The organism is Achromobacter veterisilvae, assembly GCF_900496975.1.
GTDB lineage: Bacteria > Pseudomonadota > Gammaproteobacteria > Burkholderiales > Burkholderiaceae_B > Achromobacter > Achromobacter veterisilvae.
In genome coordinates, this window is sequence record NZ_UFQC01000033.1 from 1 (window position 1) to 23,407 (window position 23,407).

At 70.3% G+C, this 23,407-nt stretch carries 15 protein-coding genes; 8 read left to right on the forward strand and 7 right to left on the reverse strand.

The features are described from left to right. The 5 genes from AVE30378_RS24345 to AVE30378_RS24365 all read left to right on the forward strand — a co-directional run. Window positions 1-335 (forward strand): UDP binding domain-containing protein (locus AVE30378_RS24345; protein ID WP_279636208.1); only part of this gene is annotated, 335 nt, incomplete at its 5' end. 37 nt (window positions 336-372) lie between these two features. Beyond that, window positions 373-2,430 carry a capsular polysaccharide biosynthesis protein gene (locus AVE30378_RS24350; RefSeq protein ID WP_129244421.1) on the forward strand — a complete coding sequence of 686 codons (2,058 nt, stop codon included), beginning with the start codon at window positions 373-375 and terminating at the stop codon, window positions 2,428-2,430. Then, window positions 2,427-3,647: a capsule biosynthesis protein gene (locus AVE30378_RS24355; RefSeq protein ID WP_129244423.1), complete on the forward strand. Its 1,221-nt coding sequence runs from the start codon at window positions 2,427-2,429 to the stop codon at window positions 3,645-3,647. The genes AVE30378_RS24350 and AVE30378_RS24355 overlap by 4 nt, the downstream gene beginning before the upstream one ends. Then, window positions 3,644-4,414, forward strand: coding sequence for an SDR family NAD(P)-dependent oxidoreductase (locus tag AVE30378_RS24360; RefSeq protein WP_129244425.1), 771 nt, complete (start codon window positions 3,644-3,646; stop codon window positions 4,412-4,414). The genes AVE30378_RS24355 and AVE30378_RS24360 overlap by 4 nt, the downstream gene beginning before the upstream one ends. Further along, window positions 4,404-5,912 carry an LTA synthase family protein gene (locus AVE30378_RS24365; protein ID WP_129244426.1) on the forward strand — a complete coding sequence of 503 codons (1,509 nt, stop codon included), beginning with the start codon at window positions 4,404-4,406 and terminating at the stop codon, window positions 5,910-5,912. The genes AVE30378_RS24360 and AVE30378_RS24365 overlap by 11 nt, the downstream gene beginning before the upstream one ends. A 14-nt stretch (window positions 5,913-5,926) precedes the next feature. Here the strand turns inward: AVE30378_RS24365 and AVE30378_RS24370 are convergent, their stop codons facing one another. From AVE30378_RS24370 to AVE30378_RS24380, 3 genes are all read right to left on the reverse strand, one after another. Continuing rightward, complete coding sequence (locus AVE30378_RS24370) at window positions 5,927-7,276, reverse strand: aminotransferase class I/II-fold pyridoxal phosphate-dependent enzyme (RefSeq protein ID WP_129244428.1); 1,350 nt, start codon at window positions 7,274-7,276, stop codon at window positions 5,927-5,929. Continuing rightward, window positions 7,273-14,856: a type I polyketide synthase gene (locus AVE30378_RS24375; RefSeq protein WP_129244430.1), complete on the reverse strand. Its 7,584-nt coding sequence runs from the start codon at window positions 14,854-14,856 to the stop codon at window positions 7,273-7,275. The genes AVE30378_RS24370 and AVE30378_RS24375 overlap by 4 nt, the downstream gene beginning before the upstream one ends. Before the next feature lie 363 nt (window positions 14,857-15,219). After that, the gene (locus AVE30378_RS24380; RefSeq protein ID WP_129244526.1) at window positions 15,220-15,825 is read right to left on the reverse strand and encodes an RBBP9/YdeN family alpha/beta hydrolase; all 606 of its coding nucleotides are present in this window, start codon (window positions 15,823-15,825) and stop codon (window positions 15,220-15,222) included. A 315-nt stretch (window positions 15,826-16,140) separates the two neighbouring features. Here AVE30378_RS24380 and AVE30378_RS24385 point away from each other — a divergent pair, with 315 nt between their 5' ends. Continuing rightward, entirely contained in the window at window positions 16,141-17,268 is a 1,128-nt protein-coding gene (locus AVE30378_RS24385) for a branched-chain amino acid ABC transporter substrate-binding protein (protein WP_129244432.1), read from the forward strand. Window positions 17,269-17,485: 217 nt separating this feature from the next. On the opposite strand, the gene AVE30378_RS24390 is transcribed toward AVE30378_RS24385, so the two are convergent. From AVE30378_RS24390 to ugpB, 4 genes are all read right to left on the reverse strand, one after another. Then, window positions 17,486-18,574, reverse strand: coding sequence for a sn-glycerol-3-phosphate import ATP-binding protein UgpC (locus tag AVE30378_RS24390; protein WP_129244434.1), 1,089 nt, complete (start codon window positions 18,572-18,574; stop codon window positions 17,486-17,488). A 47-nt stretch (window positions 18,575-18,621) separates the two neighbouring features. Next, window positions 18,622-19,473, reverse strand: a complete 852-nt coding sequence (gene ugpE / locus AVE30378_RS24395; protein ID WP_129244436.1) for a sn-glycerol-3-phosphate ABC transporter permease UgpE — start codon at window positions 19,471-19,473, stop codon at window positions 18,622-18,624. Window positions 19,474-19,494: 21 nt separating this feature from the next. Beyond that, window positions 19,495-20,376 (reverse strand): sn-glycerol-3-phosphate ABC transporter permease UgpA, encoded by an 882-nt coding sequence (gene ugpA / locus AVE30378_RS24400; RefSeq protein ID WP_129244438.1) that lies wholly within the window; start codon window positions 20,374-20,376, stop codon window positions 19,495-19,497. A 135-nt stretch (window positions 20,377-20,511) separates the two neighbouring features. After that, window positions 20,512-21,825, reverse strand: a complete 1,314-nt coding sequence (gene ugpB, locus AVE30378_RS24405) for a sn-glycerol-3-phosphate ABC transporter substrate-binding protein UgpB (protein WP_129244440.1) — start codon at window positions 21,823-21,825, stop codon at window positions 20,512-20,514. 195 nt (window positions 21,826-22,020) lie between these two features. Here ugpB and proC point away from each other — a divergent pair, with 195 nt between their 5' ends. Together proC and AVE30378_RS24415 are read left to right on the forward strand one after the other, a co-directional pair. Further along, entirely contained in the window at window positions 22,021-22,854 is an 834-nt protein-coding gene (proC, locus tag AVE30378_RS24410) for a pyrroline-5-carboxylate reductase (protein WP_129244442.1), read from the forward strand. After that, entirely contained in the window at window positions 22,851-23,405 is a 555-nt protein-coding gene (locus AVE30378_RS24415) for a queuosine precursor transporter (RefSeq protein WP_129244444.1), read from the forward strand. Before proC ends, AVE30378_RS24415 begins: the two co-directional genes overlap by 4 nt. The last annotated feature ends 2 nt before the right edge of the window (window positions 23,406-23,407 follow it).

The window sequence follows — 23,407 nt, forward strand, 5'->3', positions numbered from 1 at the left end:
CCCGCGTGCTGGTGATGGGCCTGACGTTCAAGGAGAACTGCCCGGACCTGCGCAACACCCGCATCGTGGACATCGTGCGCGAACTGGGCGATTACAACGTGGCGGTCGACGTGTACGACCCGTGGGTGGATGCCGAAGAAGCCATGCACGAGTACGGCATCGAGCCGGTCGCCAAGCCCGAGGCGGGCAAGTACGACGCCGTGATCCTGGGCGTGGCGCATCACCAGTTCACGGAATTGGGCGCGGAGGGCATCCGCAAGCTGGGCAGGGCGGACCACATTCTCTATGACCTGAAGTACGTGCTGCCGGCGGACCAGTCCGACCTGCGCCTGTGAGCACGCCTTCGACGCGGAGCAAGCGCCGGCCCGACGCATGATAGAAATCCATTCCGCGGGCGTCGCCCGCATCCCTTTCCTGGAAGCCTTGCTGGGCGCGCCGGTCCGGCGGGGAAACGCCCTGGCGGGCCTGAACGGCAGGCGGCCGGACGCCGTGGCGGGCTGGGGGCTGCGTCCCTCGGCGCAGGCGGCGCGCAAGCGGGCCGCCCAATTGGGCGTGCCCTACCTGGCGCTGGAGGACGGATTCCTGCGGTCGTTCGGCGCGGGCGCCGACTATCCGACGGTGTCGATGGTGGTGGACCCGGAAGGCATCTACTACGACGGGACCCGCCCGTCCGCGCTGGAACGCATGCTGGCTTCGGATCTCGACCTGCTCGCGGGCATCGAGGACGACGTGGACGAGGCGATGGCGCTGGTGAAGGCCCATCGCCTCAGCAAGTACAACCACGCGGGCGCCGACTGCCCGCCGCTGTCGGCTGGCGGCCGCAAGTGCGTGCTGGTGGTGGACCAGACGGTGGGCGACATGAGCGTGACGCTGGGCGGCGCCGACGCGTCCACCTTCGCCGAACTGCTGGAGACGGCGCGGCGCGAGCATCCCGGCGCGCTGTGCATCGTGAAGACGCATCCCGAAGTGAGCGAAGGCCGGAAGGCGGGCTACCTGACGCACGTCGCCGATGACGCCGACACGCGGGTGCTGCGCGAGGAGGTGAATCCCCTGGCGCTGCTGGAGCAGGTGGACCACCTGTACGTGGTCAGCTCGCAGATGGGCTTCGAGGGCCTGCTGCTGGGCAAACCGGTCACGTGCCTGGGCATGCCCTGGTATGCGGGCTGGGGGCTGACGCGCGACCGCCAGCGGTGCGCACGGCGCACGCGCCGGCGCAGCGTGCGCGAGCTGTTCGCCGCGGCCTATTTCCATTACACCCGCTACCTGGACCCGGTCAGCCGCCGGCAGGGCAGCATCTTCGACGCGATTTCCTGGCTGCTGCGGCAGCGGATCATGGCGGAGCGCCTGCCGCGCCGGATGATCTGCGTGGGCTTCAGGCGCTGGAAGGCCGCCAACGTGCGGCCGATGCTGTCGCTGCGGGCCGGACGCGTGCTGTTCGTCCCGGACGCGCGGCGCGCGCAGGCCTTGGCGCCCGGCCCCGGGGACGCCCTGGTCCATTGGAGCGCGCGGGCGCCCGACGGCCTGGCGCGGCTGGCCGCCCAGGCCGGCTGCCCCATGCTGCGCATGGAAGACGGTTTCGTGCGCTCGGTCGGCCTGGGGTCGGACCTGATACGGCCCTTGAGCCTGGCGCTGGACGGGCAGGGCATGTACTTCGATCCGAGCCGTCCGAGCGACCTGGAACAGACTTTGAACCGCGCGCGCTTCACGCCGGGGGAACTGGCCGCCGCCCGCCGGGCGCGGGCCTTCATGGTCGCGCACGGCATCACCAAGTACAACCTGGAGCCGGCGCGGCCGGTGGCCTGGCGCGCGCAGGGCAGGGAGGTGGTGCTGGTGCCGGGCCAGGTCGAGGACGACGTTTCCGTGCGGCTGGGCTGCGGTCCGGTGGCGGACAACCTGGCGCTGCTGCGCCAGGCGCGCCAGGCGCACCCCGACGGCTACATCGTCTACAAGCCGCATCCGGACGTGGCCTCGGGCAACCGGCGCGGCGCGGTGGCGCGCGGCGAACTGGGCGGGCTGGCCGACCACGTCGAGACCGAGGCGTCGGTCGTGTCGTGCATCGACGCCTGCGACGTGGTGCACACCATGACCTCGCTCTCCGGTTTCGACGCCCTGCTGCGGGGCAAGCGGGTGGTGACGCACGGCCGGCCGTTCTACGCGGGCTGGGGCCTGACCGAGGACCGCATGGACATGCCGCGCCGCGAACGGGCCCTGACGCTGGACGAACTGGTGGCCGGGGCGTTGCTGCGCTACCCGGTCTATTGGGATTGGGAACTCAGGGGCTACACCACCTGCGAGGCGGTCCTGTGCCGGATAGCCGAAACCCGCGACGCGCTGGAACGCGAAGGCAGGCTGAAGAGCCTGCGGGCCGGCTATGCGCGGCGCCAGTGGCGCAAGCTGGACACGCTGCTGCGCGCGCGGTTCGCGCCATGAGGCGGTCCTATCTTTTCCTGCAGGGCGTGTGCTCCCCGTTCTTCTCGCAACTGGGCGCGCGGCTGCGGGCCGACGGCGCGGCGGTGTCCAAGGTGAATTTCACCGCGGGCGACGCCGCCTATTGGCGCAACGGCGACGCGCGCGCGTTCCGGGGCCGCGCGCAGGCCCTGCCGCAGTTCTACGCATCCGCGTTCGCGGAGCGCGCCGCGACCGATATCGTCCTGTTCGGCGACCGCCGTCCTGTGCACCGGCCGGCGATCGAACTGGCGCGCAGGCAGGGGCTGCGGGTCCACGTGTTCGAGGAGGGCTATTTCCGGCCGCACTGGATCACGCTGGAGCGCGGCGGCGTGAACGCGCATTCCGCCTTGCCGCGCGATCCCGCGTGGTATCGCGAGGCGGCTCGGGCGGCGCCCGCGCCGGAGCCGCGGCCCTTCCGGGCGCCGTTCTGGAACCGCGCGGGGCACGACGTTGCGTACCATCTCTGCGGGGCGCTGAATGCGCTCTGCTTCCCGCGCTACCGCAGCCACGCGCCCTATGGCGCGGCGCGCGAATACGCCGCCTACCTGCGGCGCGCGGCGGCGCTGCGGTGGCGCGGGCAGGCCGACGCGGTGGCGGTGGCGCGCGTCACCTCCGGTTCGCGGCCGTACTACCTGTTGCCGCTGCAGCTCGACGGCGACGCGCAGATCAGGGACCATTCGCCCTTTCACGGCATGCGCCAGGTGGCGGCGCTGACGATCGCGTCCTTCGCGCAGCACGCGCCCGCCGACAGCCTGCTGGTGGTGAAGAACCATCCGCTGGATCCCGGCGTGGCGGACCACGAGACCGGGGTGCGCGAACTGGCGCGCACTTATGGCGTGGCGGAGCGCGTGGTCTACCTGGAGCGGGGCCATCTGCCCAGCCTGCTGGCGCGCGCGGCGGGGGTGGTGACCGTCAATAGCACGGTCGGCTCGGCGGCGCTGGAACACGGCTGCCCGACCGTGGCGCTGAGCAGCGCCATCTATCATCTGGAAGGGCTGACGTTCCAGGGCCCGCTCGACGAATTCTGGCGGGCGGCCGAGCCGCCGGACCGGGCGCTGTTCCGGTCGTTCAAGGCGGCGGTGGTCCACGCCACGCAGGTCAATGGCGGCTTCTACAGCGAGCCGGGCATTTCGCTGGCCGTGCGCGGCGCGGCCGAGCGGATGCAGCGGCCGCGTTCGCCGCTGGAGGACATGATATGACGCAGACTGCCTTGAACGTGCTGATCACGGGCGCCACGGGCGCCATCGGCCAGGCGCTGGCCGAAGAATATGCCGCGCCCGGCGTGGCGCTGGTGTTGCAGGGACGGCGCCTGGACGTGCTGCGCGACCTGGCCGCTCGCTGCGAGGCGCGCGGCGCGCGCGCTCGCACCGCCGCGCTGGACCTGCGCGACCGCGAGGCGCTGCGGACCTGGCTGGACGCGCTGGCCGACGAGGCGCCGCCGGACCTCGCCATCGTCAATGCGGGCGTCAATATTTCGGCGCCGCGGCCGGGGCAGGGAGAAGTCTGGGACGACGTGGAAGGCCTGCTGGAGGTCAACGTGCGGGCGTCGATGGCGATCGCCCACGCGCTGGGCGAGCGGATGCGCCGCCGGGGCGCGGGCCAGATCGCCCTCATGAGTTCCCAGGCGGCCTGGCGCGGGTTGCCCGCCACGCCCAGCTACAGCGCCAGCAAGGCCGCGCTGAAGGCGTATGGCGAGGCGCTGCGCGATGGCCTGGCCGGGCAGGGGGTGCGCGTCAACGTGGTGATGCCGGGATACGTGACCTCGCCGATGTGCGCGGCCATGCCCGGGCCCAAGCCGTTCGAATGGGATGCCGCGCGCGCCGCGCGGCGCGTGCGCCGCGGGCTGGCCGCGGACCGCGCGCGCATCAGCTTTCCGTTTCCGCTGAACCTGGGGTGCTGGCTGCTGGCCGGCCTGCCGCCGGGACTTTCCGGGCGCATCCTGCGCTGGCTGGGCTATGGCGCCTGAGGAATTCGCCGCGGCCGCGGCGGTGCCGCTGGCGGGCGGGCTGGCGCTGTCCTGGGCGCTGGAGGCCTGCCTGTCTTTGCGCCCGCGGCCGCCGTGGCGCAGGCCGGCCAGCGCCGTGCTCCTGCACGCCGGCCTGTGGATGCTGGCCTTCGCCCTGGCCTGGGCGCTGGTGCGCCGGCCGTACTTCGCGGCCGCGCTGGCGCTGGCCGGCGCCGGCCTGATCGTGGTGGTCGACAACGCCAAGTACCAGGCGCTGCGGGAACCCTTTGTCTGGGCCGATTTCGAGTATTTCACGGACGCGCTGCGCCATCCCCGGCTGTACCTGCCGTTCCTGGGCCTCTGGCGGGCGCTGGGCGCGGCGGCGGGCGCCGGCGCGGCCCTGGCCGCGGGCCTGATGCTGGAGGCGCCCGGGCTTTCCTGGGCGGGCGTCTGCGCGCTGGGGCTGGGCGGCGCGGCGATCGCCGCCGCGGCGGGAAGCCGGCCGCGGCGTATCACCTTCGAGGCGCGCAAGGACCTGCGCCGGCTGGGGCTGGCCGCGGCCCTGTGGGGCTATGCGCGCAGCGAACGGCAGATGAAGGCGCCTCCGGCCACGCCGTTTTCCGTTCCGCCGGCGGCTCGGCCGGAAGCGCTGCCGGACCTGGTGTCCGTGCAGAGCGAGTCATTCTTCGATCCGCGGGCCCGCTATCCCCAGCTTCGCCCCGGACTGCTCGCGGAGTTCGACGCCCTGCGCGCGCGGGCCTGCGCGCACGGGCCGCTGCGGGTGGCGTCCTGGGGCGCCAATACCGTGCGCACCGAATTCGCCTTCCTGTCGGGGCTGGACGCGGGCCGGCAGGGCGTGCACCGCTACCAGCCGTACCGGCGCCTGGCGCGCACCGGCCTGGCCTCGCTGGCGGGCTACCTGCGCGGGCTGGGCTACCGGACCGTGTGCGTGCATCCGTACCACGGCGGTTTCTATGGACGCGACCGGGTATTACCCTTGCTCGGGTTCGACGAATTCATCGACATTTCGGCCTTCGAGGGCGGCGCGCCCGGCCAGCCCTACGTGGGCGACCGGGAGCTGGCCGCGCGCGTGACCGGCCTGCTGGCGCGCGAGCGGGCCGAGCCGCTGTACGTGCACGTCATCACCATGGAGAACCACGGGCCGCTGCACTGGGAGCGCGTCGACGCCGCGGACGAGGCGGCCGTCTGCCGCGAGCCGCTGCCGGCGGACTGCCGGGACCTCGTCGCCTATTGCCGCCACCTGCGCAACGCCGACGCCATGTTCGGGATGCTCGCGTCCGCGCTCGCGGCCCTGCCGCGCCCGGCGGGACTGTGCGTCTATGGCGATCACGTGCCGATCATGCCCGGCGTCTACCGGCGCCTGGGCGCGCCGTCGGGCGAGACGGACTATCTGATCTGGCGCCCGGACGGGACGGCGCGGTCGGCGGCCGCTCCGCTGGCGGCGAGCGACCTGGGACAGGCGTTCCTGGCGCACATGGGGTTGATGCCCGCGGCCTGAGCCGCGGGCCGGGCCTACAGGCGTTCGATCTCTTCGGCCAGGGCGTCCACCGCGCGGGCGACGTCGGCCTCGCTGTGCTCGCTGCACAGGAAAAAGCGCAGGCGCGCCGACTGCTCGGGGACGGCGGGATACAGGATGGGCTGCGCGTTGATGCCGCGCGCGAACAGCGCGGCGGACAGGCGGGCGGCCCGGATCGAGTTGCCGACGATGGCGGGCACGATCGCCAGGCCGGCGCTGGTGCCGGTGTCGATGCCGGCGCGGCGCGCCCGGGCCAGGAAGCTGGCGCCCCGCGCCTGCAGCGCGGCAACGCGCTCCGGCAGTTCGCGCATGCGGCGCAGCGCCGCGAGGCTGGCCGCGGCCACGGGCGGCGGCATGCCGACGCTGTACAGAAAGCCCGGCGCCAGGAACTTCAGGTGCTCCACCAGCGCAGCTTCGCCCGCGATATAGCCTCCGCAGCCCGCCAGCGTCTTGCTGAGCGTGCCCATCCAGACATCCACGTCGCCGCCTTCCAGGCCGAAGTGTTCGCGGATGCCGTGGCCGCGCGCGCCCATCACGCCCAGCGAGTGCGCCTCGTCCACCATCAGGAACACCCGGTGGCGGCGCTTGACCTCGACGTAGCGGGGAAGGTCGGGGTAGTCGCCGTCCATGCTGTAGAGGCCCTCCAGCACCACCAGCACGCGTTCGAAATCGCGGCGGTGGACGCGCAGCAGCGCGTCGAGCGCGTCGGGATCGTTGTGGGGGCAGGGCAGGCGCTTGGCGCCGGAGAGCTGGATGCCCTGCAGCACGCTGTTGTGGATCAGTTCGTCGTGCACGATGAGGTCGTTGGGCCCGAACAGCAGGCCCAGCGTCGACACGTTGGTGGCATGGCCGCTGACGAAGGTGACGGCGGCGTCCACGCCGTAGAGCGCGGCCAGCGCCTCCTCCAGCTCGCGATGCACGGGACGTTCGCCCGACACCAGGCGGCTGGCCGAGACCGACGTGCCGTAGCGGTCGACGGCGAGCTTGGCGGCTTCGCTCACGGCCGGATCGCCGGACAGGCCCAGGTAGTTGTAGCTGGCGAAGTTGAGATAGGCGTCGCCCGCGATGCGGGTCGAGGCGCCGGCGTTGCCTTCGTGCAGCTTGAAGAACGGGCTGCTCACGCCCAGCCTGGCCGCGCCCTCGCTGATGATGCGCAACTGCTGGTAGCCCGGATGCAGCGCAAAGCGGTAGTGCTGCTCGGGCACGTCCTGTCCGCTCGCGGCGGCGGCGGCCGGCTGCCGGCCCGCGCTTTTCAGCTTGCGCTGCAGCGCGTCCTGGATCAGCCGTTGCTTGATGCCGGCGGCGAGGCCGGGGCTGCGTTTGTCCACGGTGGCGTCGCGCGTCATTGGGCCAGTCCTTGCCCGGCTTCCGCCCGGCCTGCGCGCACCCGGCGGGCGATCGCGTCGATGTCCTCGGGGGCCACCTGCTCCGCGTGCTGGGAGGCGAGGCGCTCGATGTGCGTGGAGATGCCGTCGCCGCCCTCGGGGCGGGCGTCGCCGCGCAGGGCCTGGATCAGGCGCGCGCTCAGTTTGTCGAGCGTGGGGCTTTCGCTGAGCGCCATGACGGGCAGGCGGATGCCGAAGCGGCCTTCCAGCGCCACCACCAGTTCGACGCCCATCAGCGAATCCAGCCCGATGTCGTACAGGGAGCGGCCGGGGTCGATCCTGTCGACGGGCACGCGGAGGATCTCGCTGACCTCCTGCTTGAGCAGTTCGACGACGCGCGGCGCCAGTTCGGCGTCGTCCAGTTCGGCAAGCTGCGCCAGCAGGTCGTCCGGCGAACCGCCCTCGTCGCGGGCATCGCCCGCCAGGCGGGCGAGATCGGCGTAGCGGGGCGCGGCCGCGCCGGGCAGGTGGCGGGCCAGCGCATGCCAGTCCAGTTCCAGCACGCCCAGGTCTCCCGCGCCCGACAGCAGCATGTCCTCCAACGCCGCCAGCGCCAGCGCGGCCGGCGTGGCGGCGCCGCCCATGCGGTGTTGCAGCGCCTGCTTGATCGATTCGTTGCGGGCCAGGTAGCCGGCGTCGTCGATGGCGCCCCAGCGCGGGCAGGTGGCGGGCAGGCCTTGCGAGCGCCGCAGCCGCGCCAGGGCTTCCAGGCCCGCGTTGGCGGCCACGTAGGCGCTCTGCCCGGGGTTGCCGAACAGGGTGGTCGCCGACGAGAACAGCACGAAGCAGTCCAGGGGATCGCCGCGGGTCAGTTCGTGCAGCAGCACCGCGCCGCGCAGCTTGGGCGCGAGCACGCGGGCGATCCGCGCTTCGTCCGCGCCCTGGGCCAGGCCGTCCTCGATGACGGCGGCGGCATGGATCACGCCGCGCAGGGGCGGGAAGTCCGCGCGTACCTGGGCAAGCAGCGCTTCCAATTGGCCGGCGTCGGTCACGTCGCAGGCCTGCGCCATGACGCGGACGCCGCGTTCGCGCAACGCCGCGACGGCCTGCCGGGCTTCCTCCGAGGCTGGGCCGGCGCGTCCGGCCAGCACCAGATGGCGGGCGCCCTTGTCGGCCAGCCACTGCGCGGCGCGCAGTCCGAAGCCGGACAGGCCGCCGGTGACCAGATAGCTGCCGTCGGGACCGAACGCCAGCGCGGGCCGGGGGCCGTCCGCCGCCGCTTCAGGCAGGCCGCGGCGGTACGTCACGACGACCTTGCCGATCTGGCGCGACTGCTGCATGTAGCGGAAGGCATCGACGATGTCGCGCGCCTCGAAGACGCGCTGGGGAAGCGGGCGCAGCGCGCCTTCGTTGAACAGCGCCATCATTTCGCCGTACAACTGGCGCGCCAGTTCTGGGCGTCCGGCGAGCAACTGGTCCGCGTCGATGCCGAAATAGCTGATGTTGTTGCGGAAGGGGCGCAGGCCGATGCGGGTGTTCTCGTAGAAATCGCGCTTGCCCAGCTCCAGGAAGCGGCCGAACGGCGCCAGCACGTCCAGGTTGCGACGCACGGCTTCGCCCGCGAGCGAATTGAGCACCACGTCCACGCCGCGCCCGCCGGTGCGCGCGAGGATGTCCTCCGCATACGCCAGCGTGCGCGAGTCATATACGTGGGACACGCCCATCAGGCGCAGGAAATCGCGCTTTTCCTCGGTGCCCGCGGTGGCGTGGATCTCCGCGCCGCGCCACTGGGCGTACTGGATGGCGGCGATGCCGACGCCGCCCGCCGCGCCGTGGATCAGGACCTTTTCGCCGGGCGCGAGGCGCGCCAGGTGATGCAGGGCGTAATACACCGTGAAGAACGTGCTGGGGATGGTGGCGGCGGCCTCGAACGAGACGCCTTCGGGAATGGCGGCCACCGCGGTCGTCCCCGTGGTGATGTAGTCGCCGAAGCTGGCGGGGCCGAAGCCCATCACCGCGTCTCCCGGCGCGCAGCCTTCGACCGCGGCGCCGCAGCGCACGACCGTGCCGGCGAACTCCAGGCCCAGCGTGGGGCCGGCATAGCCGTTCTCCAGCGCTTCGTCGGCCAGCAGGCCCAGCGCGTACATGACGTCGCGGAAGTTCAGGCCGGTGGCGTGGACGCGCACCTCGACCTCGTCGTCGGCGGGCGCCCGGCGTTCATGGGACTCCCAGCGCAGATTGCGCAATTGTCCGGGTAGCTCGAATCCCAGCTTGCGCACCCGGAGGTCCGGCGCGCGGTCCGGGACGGGCCGGGGCCGGGGCGCCACGCGCAGGCGCAGCGCGTAGCGCGCGCCGTCCTGCGCCAGCGCGATCTCCTGCTCTGTGTCCGGATCGCGCAATTCGTTCATGACGGCTTCCAGCGGCGCGGCCGCCGCGGCGGCGGGCAGGTCCAGCAGGCGGACCGCGACGGAAGACGATTCGTTCATCAGGCTGCGTCCGTAGCCGGCCAGCGCCGCGCCGGCCAGATTGGAGAGGCCGCCGGCCGGCGTGCCGGCGGGCGGATGCGCGCCGGCGGTCAGCAGCCACAGCGTGGCGGGCCGCCCGTGGCGCTCGCAGGCGCGCAAGGCCGCGGCGGCCAGCGCGCAGCGGCGCGCGGGCGCGCCGTCATCGCCGGCATACAGGCCGGCGGCGTGCACCACGTGCTCGTATGTGTCCGACAGCGCCAGGGCGGGCAGGGAGTCGGCGGACGTGCCTGCCTCCAGGGGCAGGTGCGTCGCCTCGCGTCCGCTGGCGCGCAGGGCCTGCGTCAGCTCGCCGGCCAGCGTGGCGCCGGGGCCGGACGCGTCGGCCAGCAGCAGCCAGCGTTCGGCCGCGGCGGGCAGTTGCGGGTCGGCTGGCGCGGCCTCCGGCAGTTCGCCGGCGCGGGCGCACAGCACGTAGGCTCCCGCCATGGCGCCAGGCGCGAGTTCCAATGCCGGCTCGCAGGCGCAGCCCAGGGCCTGCAGTTCCTGGCGCCAGAAGGCCGGCGTCTGCTGCATGGAAAGCTTGCCGCCATCCACGGCGTCGATCCACCACGAGGGGCGGGCGCCGAAGACGAAGTCGGCCCAGCGCGCGGGATGGTGCGCCACCAGGATCAGCGCGGCGCCAGGCGCGAGGCGCGCGCGCGCCTCGTGCAGCGCGGCGCGGGTGCCGGCCAGGTTGTCGAAATTGCACTGCACGATGGCCAGGTCCACGGCTGCGTCCGCGGCGCCGGCGTCCTGGTCCGCAAGGCCGACCAGGCTCACGCTGGCGTCGGGATGGTCCGCCAGCCTGGCGGCGGCGGCTTCGCGGCCGTCCTCGTCCGCCGCGGCATAGCGGTAGTCGGCGCGCCGGAAATCCAGGGCGGCGCAGCAGTCGGCGCCGAACCAGGGCGCGTGCGCGCCGACCTCCAGGAGGCGCAGGCGGCGTCCCGGCGGCAAGGCGTCCTGGGCGGCCGCGAAGATGCCGCCCAGCGCCTGGGCAAGCTTCTGGCGGGCCGGCGCGGCGAGCAGGTGACGGGCGAGGTCGCGGTGGGTGAACTGGGAGGCCGCCGCGTCTTCCGGCGCATGCAGGCCTTGCAGCATCGCCGGCAGGCGCAGCCCGATCCGGCCGGCCGCCAGGGCCGGCCCGAAATGTTCCGGGTACTCGCGGGCCAGCGTGTTCCAGATGTCGGCGGCGGCGGGTTCGCCGGCCAGTTCCGGCGCCAGCGCCCAGCCGGCGCCGGCCCGGGTCGCCAGGCCGGCGCCTTCGGCGCGCTGGAGCAGCATGTCCAGGAAGGGCGCCAGCGCCGGCGCGCGGGCGCGATGGCCTGCCAGCGCGGCGTCGTCCAGACGGCCCTCGGCATTGGCCAGGGCGCGCAGCGCTTCGATGCCGTAGCGTTCGCAGAGCGCGTCCAGCAGGGGTTCGGCCTCCTCGGCGTAGCGCGCGTAGCATGGGTCCTCGGCGGCCCGTTCCAGCGCGTCGGACAAGGCCTGCCGCAACCCCGGCAGCGGAACGCCGGACGCGGCGCCGGCCCGTGGCCGGGGCGTCATGGCCTCTTCGACGAAGCCGAGGCGGTCTCCCGCGGCCTTCAACAGGCGCACGCTGCGCAGGCTGACCTCGAAGAGCGCCGCCACCGGTTCGCCGCCGTCGGCATACAGCGAGATGTCGACCGTCAGCGCGTGGACGGACCGGCGGCGCAGCCGCAGTTGCGCATAGCGCGGCGCGGGCGAGCCCGCGCACAGCGAGAGCCTGCCGATGCGGACCGGCACGAAGGCCAGCCCCAGGCCGGCGGCGGCCTCGTCCTTCAGCAGGTGGGCGGCCAGTTGGAACGCGCTGTCCAGCCGCGCCGGCGCCAGGTGGGACGCTTCGGTTTCGCCGCCGCCGTCGTCCGGCCGCAGGACGGCCAGCACGGTATCCGCGTCCAGGCGCCAGCCCTGTTCGATCAGCCGGTAGGCGGAACCGTAATTCAGGCCCACGGCGCGCGTCAGCGCCTCGTGGTCGGCGGCCAGGAAGTCGGGCGCGCGGTCCGGCGGCGCGGGCAGGGGCGAGCGCAGCCGCGAATCCGAGGGTTCGGAAAGCAGCCTGGCGCTGGCGTGCAGGGTCCAGGCGTCGCCGCTGCCCAGCTCCCGCGCGTGGATGCGCACGCGGCCGTCATCCGGCTCGATCGCGGTGCGCAGCAGCTTGGACGGCGAGGGCGCCAGCAGCAGCGGGGCGTGGATTTCCAGGTTCTCCAGTTCGGCGTGCGCGGCGGGATGCCGCTGCAGCGCCGCGGCCAGCGCCAGCTCGGCGAAGCCGGCGCCGGGAAAGACGACGGCGTCGCCGACGACGTGGTCGGCAAGCGCCGGATGGACGTGCGTGTCGAGCTGGTTCTCCCAGGCGGCCTCGTGCTGGGCCAGGCGGTAGCCCAGCAAGGGGTGCACGTGGTGCCGCTGGAGCTGGCCCAGCGATTCGGGGGTTTCCGGGTGCCAGTGGCGTTCGCGCTGCCACGGATACGCGGGCAGGGCGTGGAATCGCCCGGGGCGCGGGAACAGCCTGTCCCAGCGCACGTCCGCGCCCGCCAGCAGGGCCTGCGAGGCGGCCGCGCGGATCTTGCCCGGGTCGTCTTCGCCCCGGGTCGCCGTGATCAGCACCCGCCCGGCGCGCTCGGCGCACTTGAGCGCGTCGTTGACGTAGCCGCGCAGCACGGCATGGGGGCCGATTTCGATGAAGAGGTTGCAGCCTTGCCCGACAGCGCGCGAGGCGGCCTGCTCGAAGCGGACCGGCTGGCGGATGTTGCGCCACCAGTAGCCGGCGTCGAGCCGTTCGCCGGCCAGGTCGGCGCCGTCCACGGTCGAGTGGAACGGGCAGCGCGCGGGACCGGGGCGCAGCGCATCCAGCGAGGCCGCCAGTTCGGCCTGGAGGCCGTCCATGGCCGGGCTGTGGAAGGCATAGTCCAGGTCCAGCCGCTTGCTGGCCACGCCGCGCGCGTGCAGCGCGGCTTCCAGGCGCGAGAGCGCCGCCTTGTCGCCGGCGACGGTGGCGCCGCGCGAGCTGTTGTAGCCGGCCACGAACAGGCTGGCGGCGAGCCCCAGCTCGGCCAGCAGCGCCTGCGCGCTGGCGCCGTCGATGCCCACGGCGGTCATCTGTCCGCTGCCCTGGGTCGTGCCCTGCAAGCGGCTGCGGTGATGGATCACCTGGACGGCGTCGGACAGGGATAGCGCGCCGCAGGCCCAGGCCGCGGCGACCTCGCCGACGCTGTGTCCCATGACCGCGGCCGGCTCGACGCCTCGCCGCGCCAGCATGCGGGTGACGCCGACCTGCAGGGCGAAGAGCGCGGGTTGCGCGAATTCCGTGCGCGCGTAGCGCGCCGCGTCCAGGCTGCCCGCCAGTTCGTCGGCCAGGAGATAGCCGGCCAGCGGCGCGAACAGGGCGTCGACCTCGTCGACAGCGGCGCGGAAATCCTCGTCATCGAGGAGGCGCCGGCCCATGCCGGTCCATTGCGAACCGTTGCCGGAATAGACGAACACGGGGCCTCGGGCATCGGCCAACTGCTCCGCGGTGTGGACGGCGGCGCCGGCATCGCCTTCGGCGAAGCGCCGCAGCGTCTGCGCGGCGTCTTCCCCGTCCGCGCGGCAGGCGACCAGGGCCCGATGCGCGTGCCAGTCGCGCCGGCGCGCGGCGTGGAAGGCGGCGTCGTAGCGGGCCTCGCGGTCCAGTCCCGCGAAGTGCTCGGCCATGTCGCGCGCGGCGGCGCGCAGCGCCTGCGGGCTGCGGCCCGACACGATGAGCGGAAAGTCGGCGGGCGCGTCGGGCGCATCCGCGCCGGCCGCCGCGGCGGGCGCGTCGTCCGGGCTGCGCAGGATCACGTGCGCGTTCGAACCGCCGAACCCGAACGAGTTCACGCCGATCACCAGGCGCCCCGCGGCGGGCAGCGGCTGGGTCCGCGTGACGATGTCGAGATTCCATTCCTGGGCGCGTATCGCGGGGTTCAGCTCGCGGATGCCGATGGTGGCGGGCACGCAGCGATGCCGCAGGCTGTACACGGCCTTCACCAGGCCGGCGACGCCGGACGCCGCCTCCAGGTGCCCCATATTGCTTTTCACCGAGCCGATGGGCAGCGGCCGGTCCGGGGACCGCCGGCGTCCCAGCGCTTCGCCGATGGCGCGTGTTTCGATGGGGTCGCCCACGGGCGTGCCCGTGCCGTGGGCTTCCAGGTAGTCGATCTCGTCCGGGCCGATGCCGGCGCGGGCATAGGCCTGGCGCAGCAGTTCGGCCTGCGCGTCGGCGCTGGGCACCGTCAGGCCGGCCTTGCGGCCGTCGGTGTTGATGGCGGAGCCGGCCACGACCGCGAGGATGGGATCGCCGTCCGCGACGGCGCGGTCCAGGTCCTTCAGCAGGAACAGGCCGCCGCCCTCGGAGCGCACATAGCCGTCGCCGGCCGCGTCGAACACGTTGCAGCGGCCCTGGCGGGACAGCATCGAGGCCTTGGAAAAGACCAGGAAGCCGTAGGGGTGGAGATGCAGGCTGATCCCGCCGGCCAGGGCCTGCGAGATCTCGCCGGATTCGATGGCGCGGCAGGCGTGGTGGAAGGCCACCATGGACGACGAGCAGGCGGTGTCCATGACCACGCTCGGGCCGCGCAGATCATACACGTAGGAAATGCGGTTGGCGGCGATGCTGCTGGCGTTGCCGGTGGCGAACGAGGCGTCGACGACGCCGAGGTCGCCGGACACGCGGTGCGCGTAGTCCGCGCTGGCGACGCCGATATAGACGCCGCAATCGCTGCCGCGCAGGCCGGACGGCTTCACGCCCGCATTCTCCAGGGTCTCCCAGGCAAGTTCCAGCAGCAGACGCTGCTGCGGGTCCATGAGGCTCGCTTCGCGCGGAGAGATGCCGAAGAACTCGGCGTCGAAGCCGGATACGTCGCCCAGCGAGCCCGCGGCCCGGGAATAGGACGTGCCGGGGTGCTCGCGCAAGGGGTGATGGTAGGCGGCGGGGGCCCAGCGGTCGGGGGCGATCTCGGTGACGAGATCGCGGCCCTGCAAAAGATCGGGCCAGTAGCGGGCGGTGTCGGTGCTGGGAAATCGGAACGAGAGTCCAATGAGAGCAACACGCTTTGCCATGTGAAATCCTTCTAGCAAGAGCTGGTTGACAGCGTAGTGATGGAGCCTCTGCTGCAAGAGGGAAGGCCGGCGGGCGGGCCCGCGGACGCGTAGGCGTGGGGAGGCCGCGGAGTGCGCCGCGGCGCGGTCGAGGCAGGCTGCGGCGCCCGCCGGCAGCGTTCAAGTCCGGGGGATTCTAGGGGCCATGCGGCCCCGAAATATTTCAAGTCCCGACATTATTAATACCAACGTTGCGCCTGGCGGGGCGGCCCGCGGGCGCGCACGGCGGAACGCCGGCGCAGCGGGCGCAAGGCTGGAACGGCTTATTACATGGTTGTCAGGACGTTTACACGTCATGAGCGCGGGGCCGGACCCGGCTTGCGCTCAGGCATGCTGCGAAAGCGGCCGCGCGGGAATGGGCGCGATGCGTTCGGGCGGAGGCGTGACCCGCCATGCCGCGCGGCGGCGCAGGGCGCCCAGGAGCTTGAGCCCCTGCGGCCAGTCGTCCAGTCCGCTTTCGGCGTTGATGTGGCCGGCGCCCGTCAGCACCACCAGCCGGCTGCCCCAATCGCGGGCGAAGCCCCGGGCGCGTTCGAGCTGGCAGTAGGGATCGTCGTCGCTGGCGACCACCACGCTCTGGAACGGCAGCGATTGGCGGGCAATGGGCGCGAAGGCCCTGAGGCAGGCGGGCGCGCCCTCGCGCTCGACGTCGGCCGGCGCCACCAGCAGGGCGCCGGCGACCTTGGCGCGCAGCGGCACGGGCAGGGCGGCGCTGACCACGCAGCCCAGGCTGTGCGCGATCAGCAGGACCGGACTGCGCGCCTGGTTGACTTCGGCCGCGAGCGCCGCGATCCATTCGGCCGGCGCCGGCTGTTCCCAGTCGGACTGCTCGACCCGCCGCGCGTGCGGCAGCAGCTCGGCCCAGCGCGATTGCCAGTGTTGGGGCCCGGAGTTTTTCCATCCGGGAACGATGATCGGTTGGAGTCTCATGGCGGCCATGATGCCGCGCCGCCTTAGTAACGCAAACGAATAAATCGTCTTTTGCATATACGGCGGCGGGTATAAGCCGGAGCGCGGCGGAATGCGGCGGCGCAATAACCCGACGGGCGTCAAATCCCCCCCGGAAACGGCCCGAAACGCGCTATTTTTCAGTGTATGCTTGCCGTGCAATCGCAATGCAACCGGGCGTGACCAAGGCCGAGCGCCGCCCAATGGACAGTCCAGCAGGCGCGCCGAGCCTGGAAATGATCCGGCGTCCGCTCCGGTGCACAAACTAACGATTACAAATCATTAGAGGAGTCCAACATGAAGCCAGTATTTCGTCTGACCCCGGTCATCGCCGCTCTCGGCGTCGCCGCAGGTTTGGCGTTTGCCGCGGGAGCGCAGGCGCAAACCATCAAGATCGGCGTCGTCGGCCCCACCACCGGCGCGGTCACGCAGTATGGCGATATGGTCCGTGAAGGGGTCGATACCGCGGTCGAGCGCATCAATGCCACCGGCGGTGTCAACGGCAAGAAGCTGGAAACCGTCGTGATCGACGACGGTTGCGAGCCCAAGCAGGGCCCCGTCGCCGCCAACCGCGTCGTCAACAGCAAGATCGGTTTCGTCGTGGGCCACGTGTGCTCGGGCGCCACCATCGCGGCCGCCGACATCTACAACAACGAAGGCGTGGTCATGGTCACCCCGTCGGCCACGTCGCCGGCCCTGACCGACGGCAAGAACTACGAGTTCATCTTCCGCACCATCGGCCGCGACGACCAGCAGGGCCCCGCCGCCGCCAAGTTCGTTCTGGAAAAGATCAAGCCCAAGAAGGCCGCCGTGCTGCACGACAAGCAGTCGTACGGCCAGGGCATCGCCACCGCCGTCAAGAACGACCTGGAGAAGGGCGGCGTGCCCGTCGCGATCTTCGAAGGCATCAACGCCGGCGACAGCGACTATTCGGCCGTCATCACCAAGCTCAAGAGCCAGGGCGTGGACTTCGTCTACTACGGCGGCTACCACCCGGAAATGGGCCTGCTGCTGCGCCAGGCGGCCGAGCAGGGCGTGAAGGCCAAGTGGATGGGTCCGGAAGGCACGGGCAACCCGGACATCAACGCCATCGCCGGCGACGCGGTTGAAGGCATGCTGCTGACGCTGCCGGCCGACTTCACGCAGAACGCGGCCAACGCCGAGATCGTCAAGGCGTTCGAAGCCAAGAAGCGCAATGCCGGCGGCGCCTTCCAGATGACGGCCTACGCGGCCACCCAGGTCATCGCCGACGGCATCAAGGGCGCGGGCACCGACGATCCGACCAAGGTCGCCAAGTACCTGCACGCCAATTCCTTCGATACCCCGATCGGCAAGGTGTCGTGGAACAAGCAGGGCGACCTGACGAACTTCCAGTTCGACGTGTTCACCTGGCACAAGGACGGCTCGAAGACCGTTTACAAGTAAGCGGAGGGTCGGGTGTCGGCGCTGGGCTCAGTGTCTGACACCCGTACGAGATGTTCTCGCGGGTTGCAGCAGGCGTTCCCGGGTGTCTGACACCCTCGATCATCTTTATTCGCCGGGTGTCTGACACCCGCGGGATGCCCCGGAGGATTGAGGGTCATCTCCTCGGGTGTCAGACACCTTCATCCCCGGCTGTCAGACACTGGGCCTGGCCCGGTGATTACAACCCCTGCACGCGGCGGCCGGTGTCGGCCTCGAACCAGTGCAGCGGATGGCGGCCGTCCGAGCCCACGTTCACGCGGGCGCCCACCTTGGCCGACGATTCGGACAACTGGCGCGTCGTGCAGCGCACCACCAGCGTGGCCTTGCCGCAGCGGCAGTGGACCAGTTGCTCGGAACCCAGCGTTTCCACCATTTCCACTTCCGCCGGCACGCCCTGCGTGTTCAGCAGCATGTGTTCGGGGCGCATGCCCATGATGATCTTGCGGCCGCGGACCTGAGACGGCACCTCCAGCGGCGAGATGTCGAGCGGGGCGCCGTCGGCGCTCTGGACCGTGCCGTCGCCGGCCACGTTCACTTCCATCAGGTTCATGGGAGGCGAGCCGATGAAGCCGGCCACGAAGGTCGAGGCGGGCTTTTCGAACACTTCCATCGGCGTGCCGATCTGCTCGGGCACGCCCTGGTACATGACGATCATGCGGTGGGCCAGGGTCATGGCCTCGACCTGGTCGTGCGTCACGTACAGGCTGGTCGTGCCCAGGCGGCGATGCAGCTTCATGATTTCCAGGCGCATCGCCACGCGCAGCTTGGCGTCCAGGTTCGACAGCGGTTCGTCGAACAGGAAGACCTTGGGTTCGCGCACGATGGCGCGGCCCATGGCGACGCGCTGGCGCTGGCCGCCGGACAGCGCGCGGGGGCGGCGGTCCAGCAGGTGGCCGAGTTCCAGGATCTGGGCGGCCGCGTCCACGCGCTTCTTGATCTCGTCCTTGGAGAACTTGCGGATCTTCAAGCCGTAGGCCATGTTCTCGAACACGGTCATGTGCGGGTAGAGCGCGTAGTTCTGGAACACCATCGCGATGTCGCGTTCGGCGGGTTCCAGGGTGTTGACGACCTTGTCGTCGATCAGGATCTCGCCGCTGGTGACGGTTTCCAGGCCGGCGACCATGCGCATCAGCGTGGATTTGCCGCAGCCCGAGGGGCCGACGATGACGATGAATTCACCGTCCTTGACGTCCATGTCGATGCCATGGATGACCGGCACGTTGCCGGCGTAGGTTTTCTTGACTTTGCGGAAGCTGAGAGTAGCCATGTGTTATTCGTGTTCGGAGTCGTGTTCGGGTGGGCGAGGGCGCGAGGTCATTTTTCAGTGTCGACCAGACCCTTGACGAACCATTTCTGCATCAGGATGACCACCAGCGCGGGCGGGATCATCGCGAGCATGGCGGTGGCCATGGTGATGTTCCATTCGGTCACGCTGTCGCCGCCGCTGATCATCCGCTTGATGCCGATGACGACGGGGTACATGTCTTCCTGCGTGGTGACCAGCAGCGGCCACAGGTATTGGTTCCAGCCGTAGATGAACTGGATCACGAACAGCGCGGCGATGCTGGTCTTGGACAGCGGGAGCAGCACGTCGCGGAAAAAGCGCACGGGGCCGGCGCCGTCGATGCGCGCGGCCTCGATCAGTTCGTCCGGCACCGTCAGGAAGAACTGCCGGAACAGGAAAGTGGCCGTGGCCGAGGCGATCAGCGGCAGGGTCAGGCCGGCGTAGCTGTTGAGCAGGCCCAGGTCGGCCACCACTTTGTAGGTGGGAGCGATCCGCACTTCGACCGGCAGCATCAGCGTGACGAAGATCATCCAGAAGAAGAACATCCGGCCGGGGAAGCGGAAGTACACGACCGCGAAGGCCGACAGCAGCGAGATGGCGATCTTGCCGATGGAAATCGCCAGCGCCATGATCAGGCTGACGTACATCATGCGGCCCACCGGGGCGCCCGACGAACCGCCGGACGAGCCGCCGAACAGCGCCTGCATGTAGTTGTCGACGAAATGCTCGCCGGGAATGAGCGACATCGGCGCGGACGCCACTTCCTGCGCGGTCTGGGTGGACGCGACAAAAGTGACGTAGAGCGGAAATGCCACCATCGCCACGCCGCAGAGCAGGATGACGTGGGCCAGAATATCCAGCCAGGGACGGCGTTCAACCATTGTTTGTAGCCTCGGACAAAATCAATACTGCACTTTGCGGTCGACGTAGCGGAACTGCACGACCGTCAAGGCAATCACAATGAACATCAGCACCACCGACTGGGCCGCGGACGAGCCGAGGTCCAGGCCGCGGAAGCCGTCGCTGTACACCTTGTAGACCAGAATCGAGGTCGAGGTGCCGGGACCGCCCTGCGTGGTGGTGTCCACCACGGCGAAAGTGTCGAAGAAGGCGTAGATGATGTTGACCACCAGCAGGAAGAAGGTGGTGGGGGAAAGCAGCGGGAAGACGATGCTCCAGAACCGGCGCGAGGGGCTGGCGCCGTCGATCGCGGCGGCTTCGATGAGCGAGCGCGGAATCGACTGCAGGCCGGCCAGGAAGAACAGGAAGTTGTACGAGATCTGCTTCCACACAGCGGCGATCAGCACCAGCAGCATCGCCTGGTTGCCGTCCAGGCGCGGGTTCCAGTCGACGCCGGCCTGGCGCAGGGCCACGGCCAGGATGCCGACGGAAGGCGAGAACAGGAACAGCCACAGCACGCCGACGACGGCGGGCGCCACGGCGTAGGGCCAGATCAGCAGCGTCTTGTAGAGCCCGGCGCCGCGGATGACGCGGTCGGCCATGACGGCCAGCAGCAAGGACACGCCCAGGCCGACGACCGCCACCAGGATGGAGAACACGGCGGTGACGCGGAAGGAATCCAGGTAGGCCTGTTGCGAGAACAGGTCCATGAAGTTGTCCAGCCCGACGAATTCGGAGGACAGGCCGAAGGCGTCTTCGAGCCGCAGGGATTGCCACATGGCTTGTCCGGCGGGCAGGAAGAAGAAGACCACGGTAATGATGAGCTGCGGCAGGAGCAGCAGATAGGGCAAGGTCTTGTGCCCGAATACGACGCGTTTTTCCATAGGGGGAACCCAAGGTACAGAAAAGCGGCGGTTGGAATCACCGCCGCCTGAAGCCGCCTTCACAAAATACGATAGGCTTAAAGCCCCAAAAGAACCAGGGCCTTAAGCCTTGCGCAAAACTTCGCGGGAAGCGAGTTACTTTACACTTTTCTCGAATTTTTCCAGCAGTTCGTTGCCGCGCTTGACGATGTTCTCGGCGCCGTCCTTGGCGGCGACCTTGCCGGAGACGATGCGCTCGATTTCAGCGTCCTCGATCTCGCGGATCTGCGGCAGGAAGCCCAGGCGCAGGCCGCGGGACTGGGCGGTGGTTTCGACGTTCAATTGCTTGACGCCGACTTCGGTGCCCGGGTTCTTGTCGTAGAAGCCTTCCTTCTTGGTCAGCTCGTAGGCGGCCTTGGTGACGGGCACGTAGCCGGTCTGCTGGTGCCAGCGGGCGGCGATTTCCGGGCTGGCCAGGAACTTGAAGAACGCGGTCACGCCCTTGTAGGTTTCCGGCTTCTTGTTGGCGAAGACCCACAGCGAGGCGCCGCCGATGATGGTGTTCTGCGGCGCGCCCTGCACGTCGGCGTAATAGGGCAGGGTCGAGGTGCCGAATTCGAACTTGGCGTTCTTGGCGATGTTGGCGCGCAGGCCGGACGAGCCGGTGATCATCGCGCACTTGCCGCTGATGAAGAGCGAGTTCGGCTCGTCGCCGCGCCCGCCGTACATGAAGATGCCTTCCTTGCCCAGCTTGGCCAGGTTGTCCAGGTGGCGCACGTGCAGCGGGGTATTGATGGCGATGCGCGCGTCCAGGCCGCCGAAACCGTTGTCCTTGGTGGCGTACGGCACGTTGTGCCAGGCCGAGAACGTTTCCAGTTGGACCCACGACGGCCAGGAGGTCGTGTAGCCGCATTCCTGGCCGGCGGCCTTCAGCTTCTGGCCAGCGGCGGCAAGCTCTTCCCAGGTCTTGGGGGGATTGTCGGCGTCCAGGCCGGCCTTCTTGAAGGCGTCCTTGTTGTAGTAGAACACCACCGTCGAGCTGTTGAACGGCATCGACACCAGTTTGCCGTCGGCCGACGAGTAGTAGCCGGCCACGGCGCCGATGAATTCCTTCGGATCGATCGGGTTGCCGACTTCCTCGGACATCTGCTGCACCGGCTTGATGGCGCCCTTGGCGTACATCATGGTGGCGGTGCCGACCTCGAAGACCTGCAGGATGTCGGGGGCGTTGCCGGCGCGGAACGCGGCGATGCCGGCGTTCATGGATTCACCGTAGTTGCCCTTGTAAACTGCCTTGACCTGGTAGTCGGGGTTCTTCTTGTTGAATTCGTCGACAAGGCCGTTCACCCGGTCGCCCAGCGCGCCTTCCATCGAGTGCCAGAACTGGATCTCGGTGGCGGCATGCGCGGAGGCGCCCGCGAAAGCCGCCATGATGGCGGCAAAAGTTAAGGCAATACGGTGGGATCGCATAGTGAGGTTCCTCCAGGTTGGGCGTGTTGCAGCCGGGGTGTCCGGGCGCGGGAAAACACGACACCTTATGAATTGTTTGTGACAAAACCGTGACTTTCACATCAGTCTAAACGCCTGTCAAATTGCGCGTTTTAGGCGCGAACGAACATTTTTCCTTTTTCTCCCCACGGAGACTACCGTTTACAATCGCAGGCTATGAAAAACGAACTTTCGATTGCGTTCATTGGTGGCGGCAATATGGCAGCCGCCCTGGCATCGGGCCTCGCGGGCAAAGTATGCGCCGCCGGGAGCATCCACGTCATTGACATTAACCAGGATGCGCACGCCGCCTGGCAGGCCCGCGGCATGACCACCGCGACGGCCCCGGACGAGGCCCTGGCGCGCGCCCGCGTGTGGGTTTTCGCTGTCAAGCCACAGAACATGAAAGACGTTGTGGCTTCCACGCGTCAGTGGTTGCGCGACGACACATTGGTGGTAAGCGTGGCGGCCGGGATCCGCGCCGATACGCTGGCCGCCTGGCTGGGCACGCCCGAGGCGCCTTTCGGCCGCCTGGTGCGCTGCATGCCCAATACGCCGGCCCTGGTGGGCGCCGGCACGACCGGGCTGGCGGCCCTGGGCGGCGTGAGCGAAGCCGATCGCGAACTCGCGGCCCGGCTGCTGTCCAGCGTGGGCGACGTGGTCTGGGTGGACGGCGACGCGGCGCTCGATGGCGTGACGGCCCTGTCCGGCAGCGGCCCCGCGTATGTCTTCCTGTTCCTGGAGGCGCTGGTCGCCGGCGGCCAGAAGGTCGGCCTGACGGCCGAACAGGCCAAGCGGCTGGCCCTGGGCACGCTGGCCGGCGCCACGCGCCTGGCGGCGGAATCCTCCGAACCGCTGTCCACCTTGCGCGAACGCGTCACGTCCAAGGGTGGCACCACCGCCGCGGCGCTGGACGCCTTCGGCGCCGCGGGCTTTGCCGGCATCGTGGAGGAGGCCATGGCCGCCGCCGCGCGGCGTTCCCGCGAACTGGCGGAGGAGTTCGGCAAATGAAGGCGGCGGCAAGGGGCTTTCCTCCCATGAGCCGTGCACAGTTCGGCATCGCCGTGCTGTGCATGCTGCTGGTGGTGGTGGGCTCGAACATCCTGGTCCAGGTGCCCCTGAACGATTGGCTGACCTGGGGCGGGCTGTCGTATCCGGTGGCCTTCCTGGTGACCGACGTGCTGAATCGCCGCTTCGGGCCGGCGGCGGCCCGCCGCGTGGTGTGGTTCGGCTTCGCCGCCGCCCTGGCGGTGTCGGTGTGGGTGGCGTCGCCCCGCATCGCGCTGGCCTCGGGCCTGGCCTACATCTGCGCGCAATTGGTGGACATCCAGGTGTTCGACCGCCTGCGCGACCAGCGCTGGTGGCGCGCGCCGCTGGTGTCGGGCACCCTGGGCGCCGCCCTGGACACCGCGGTCTTCTTCAGCGTGGCCTTCGCCGCCACGGGCACGCCCTGGGTCACCTGGATGCTGGGCGACCTGGCGATCAAGCTGGCGGTCAACGTCAGCATGCTGGCGCCGTTCCGGGCGTTGATGTGGAACCTGGCCCGGCCGGCCAGCGCCTGAGA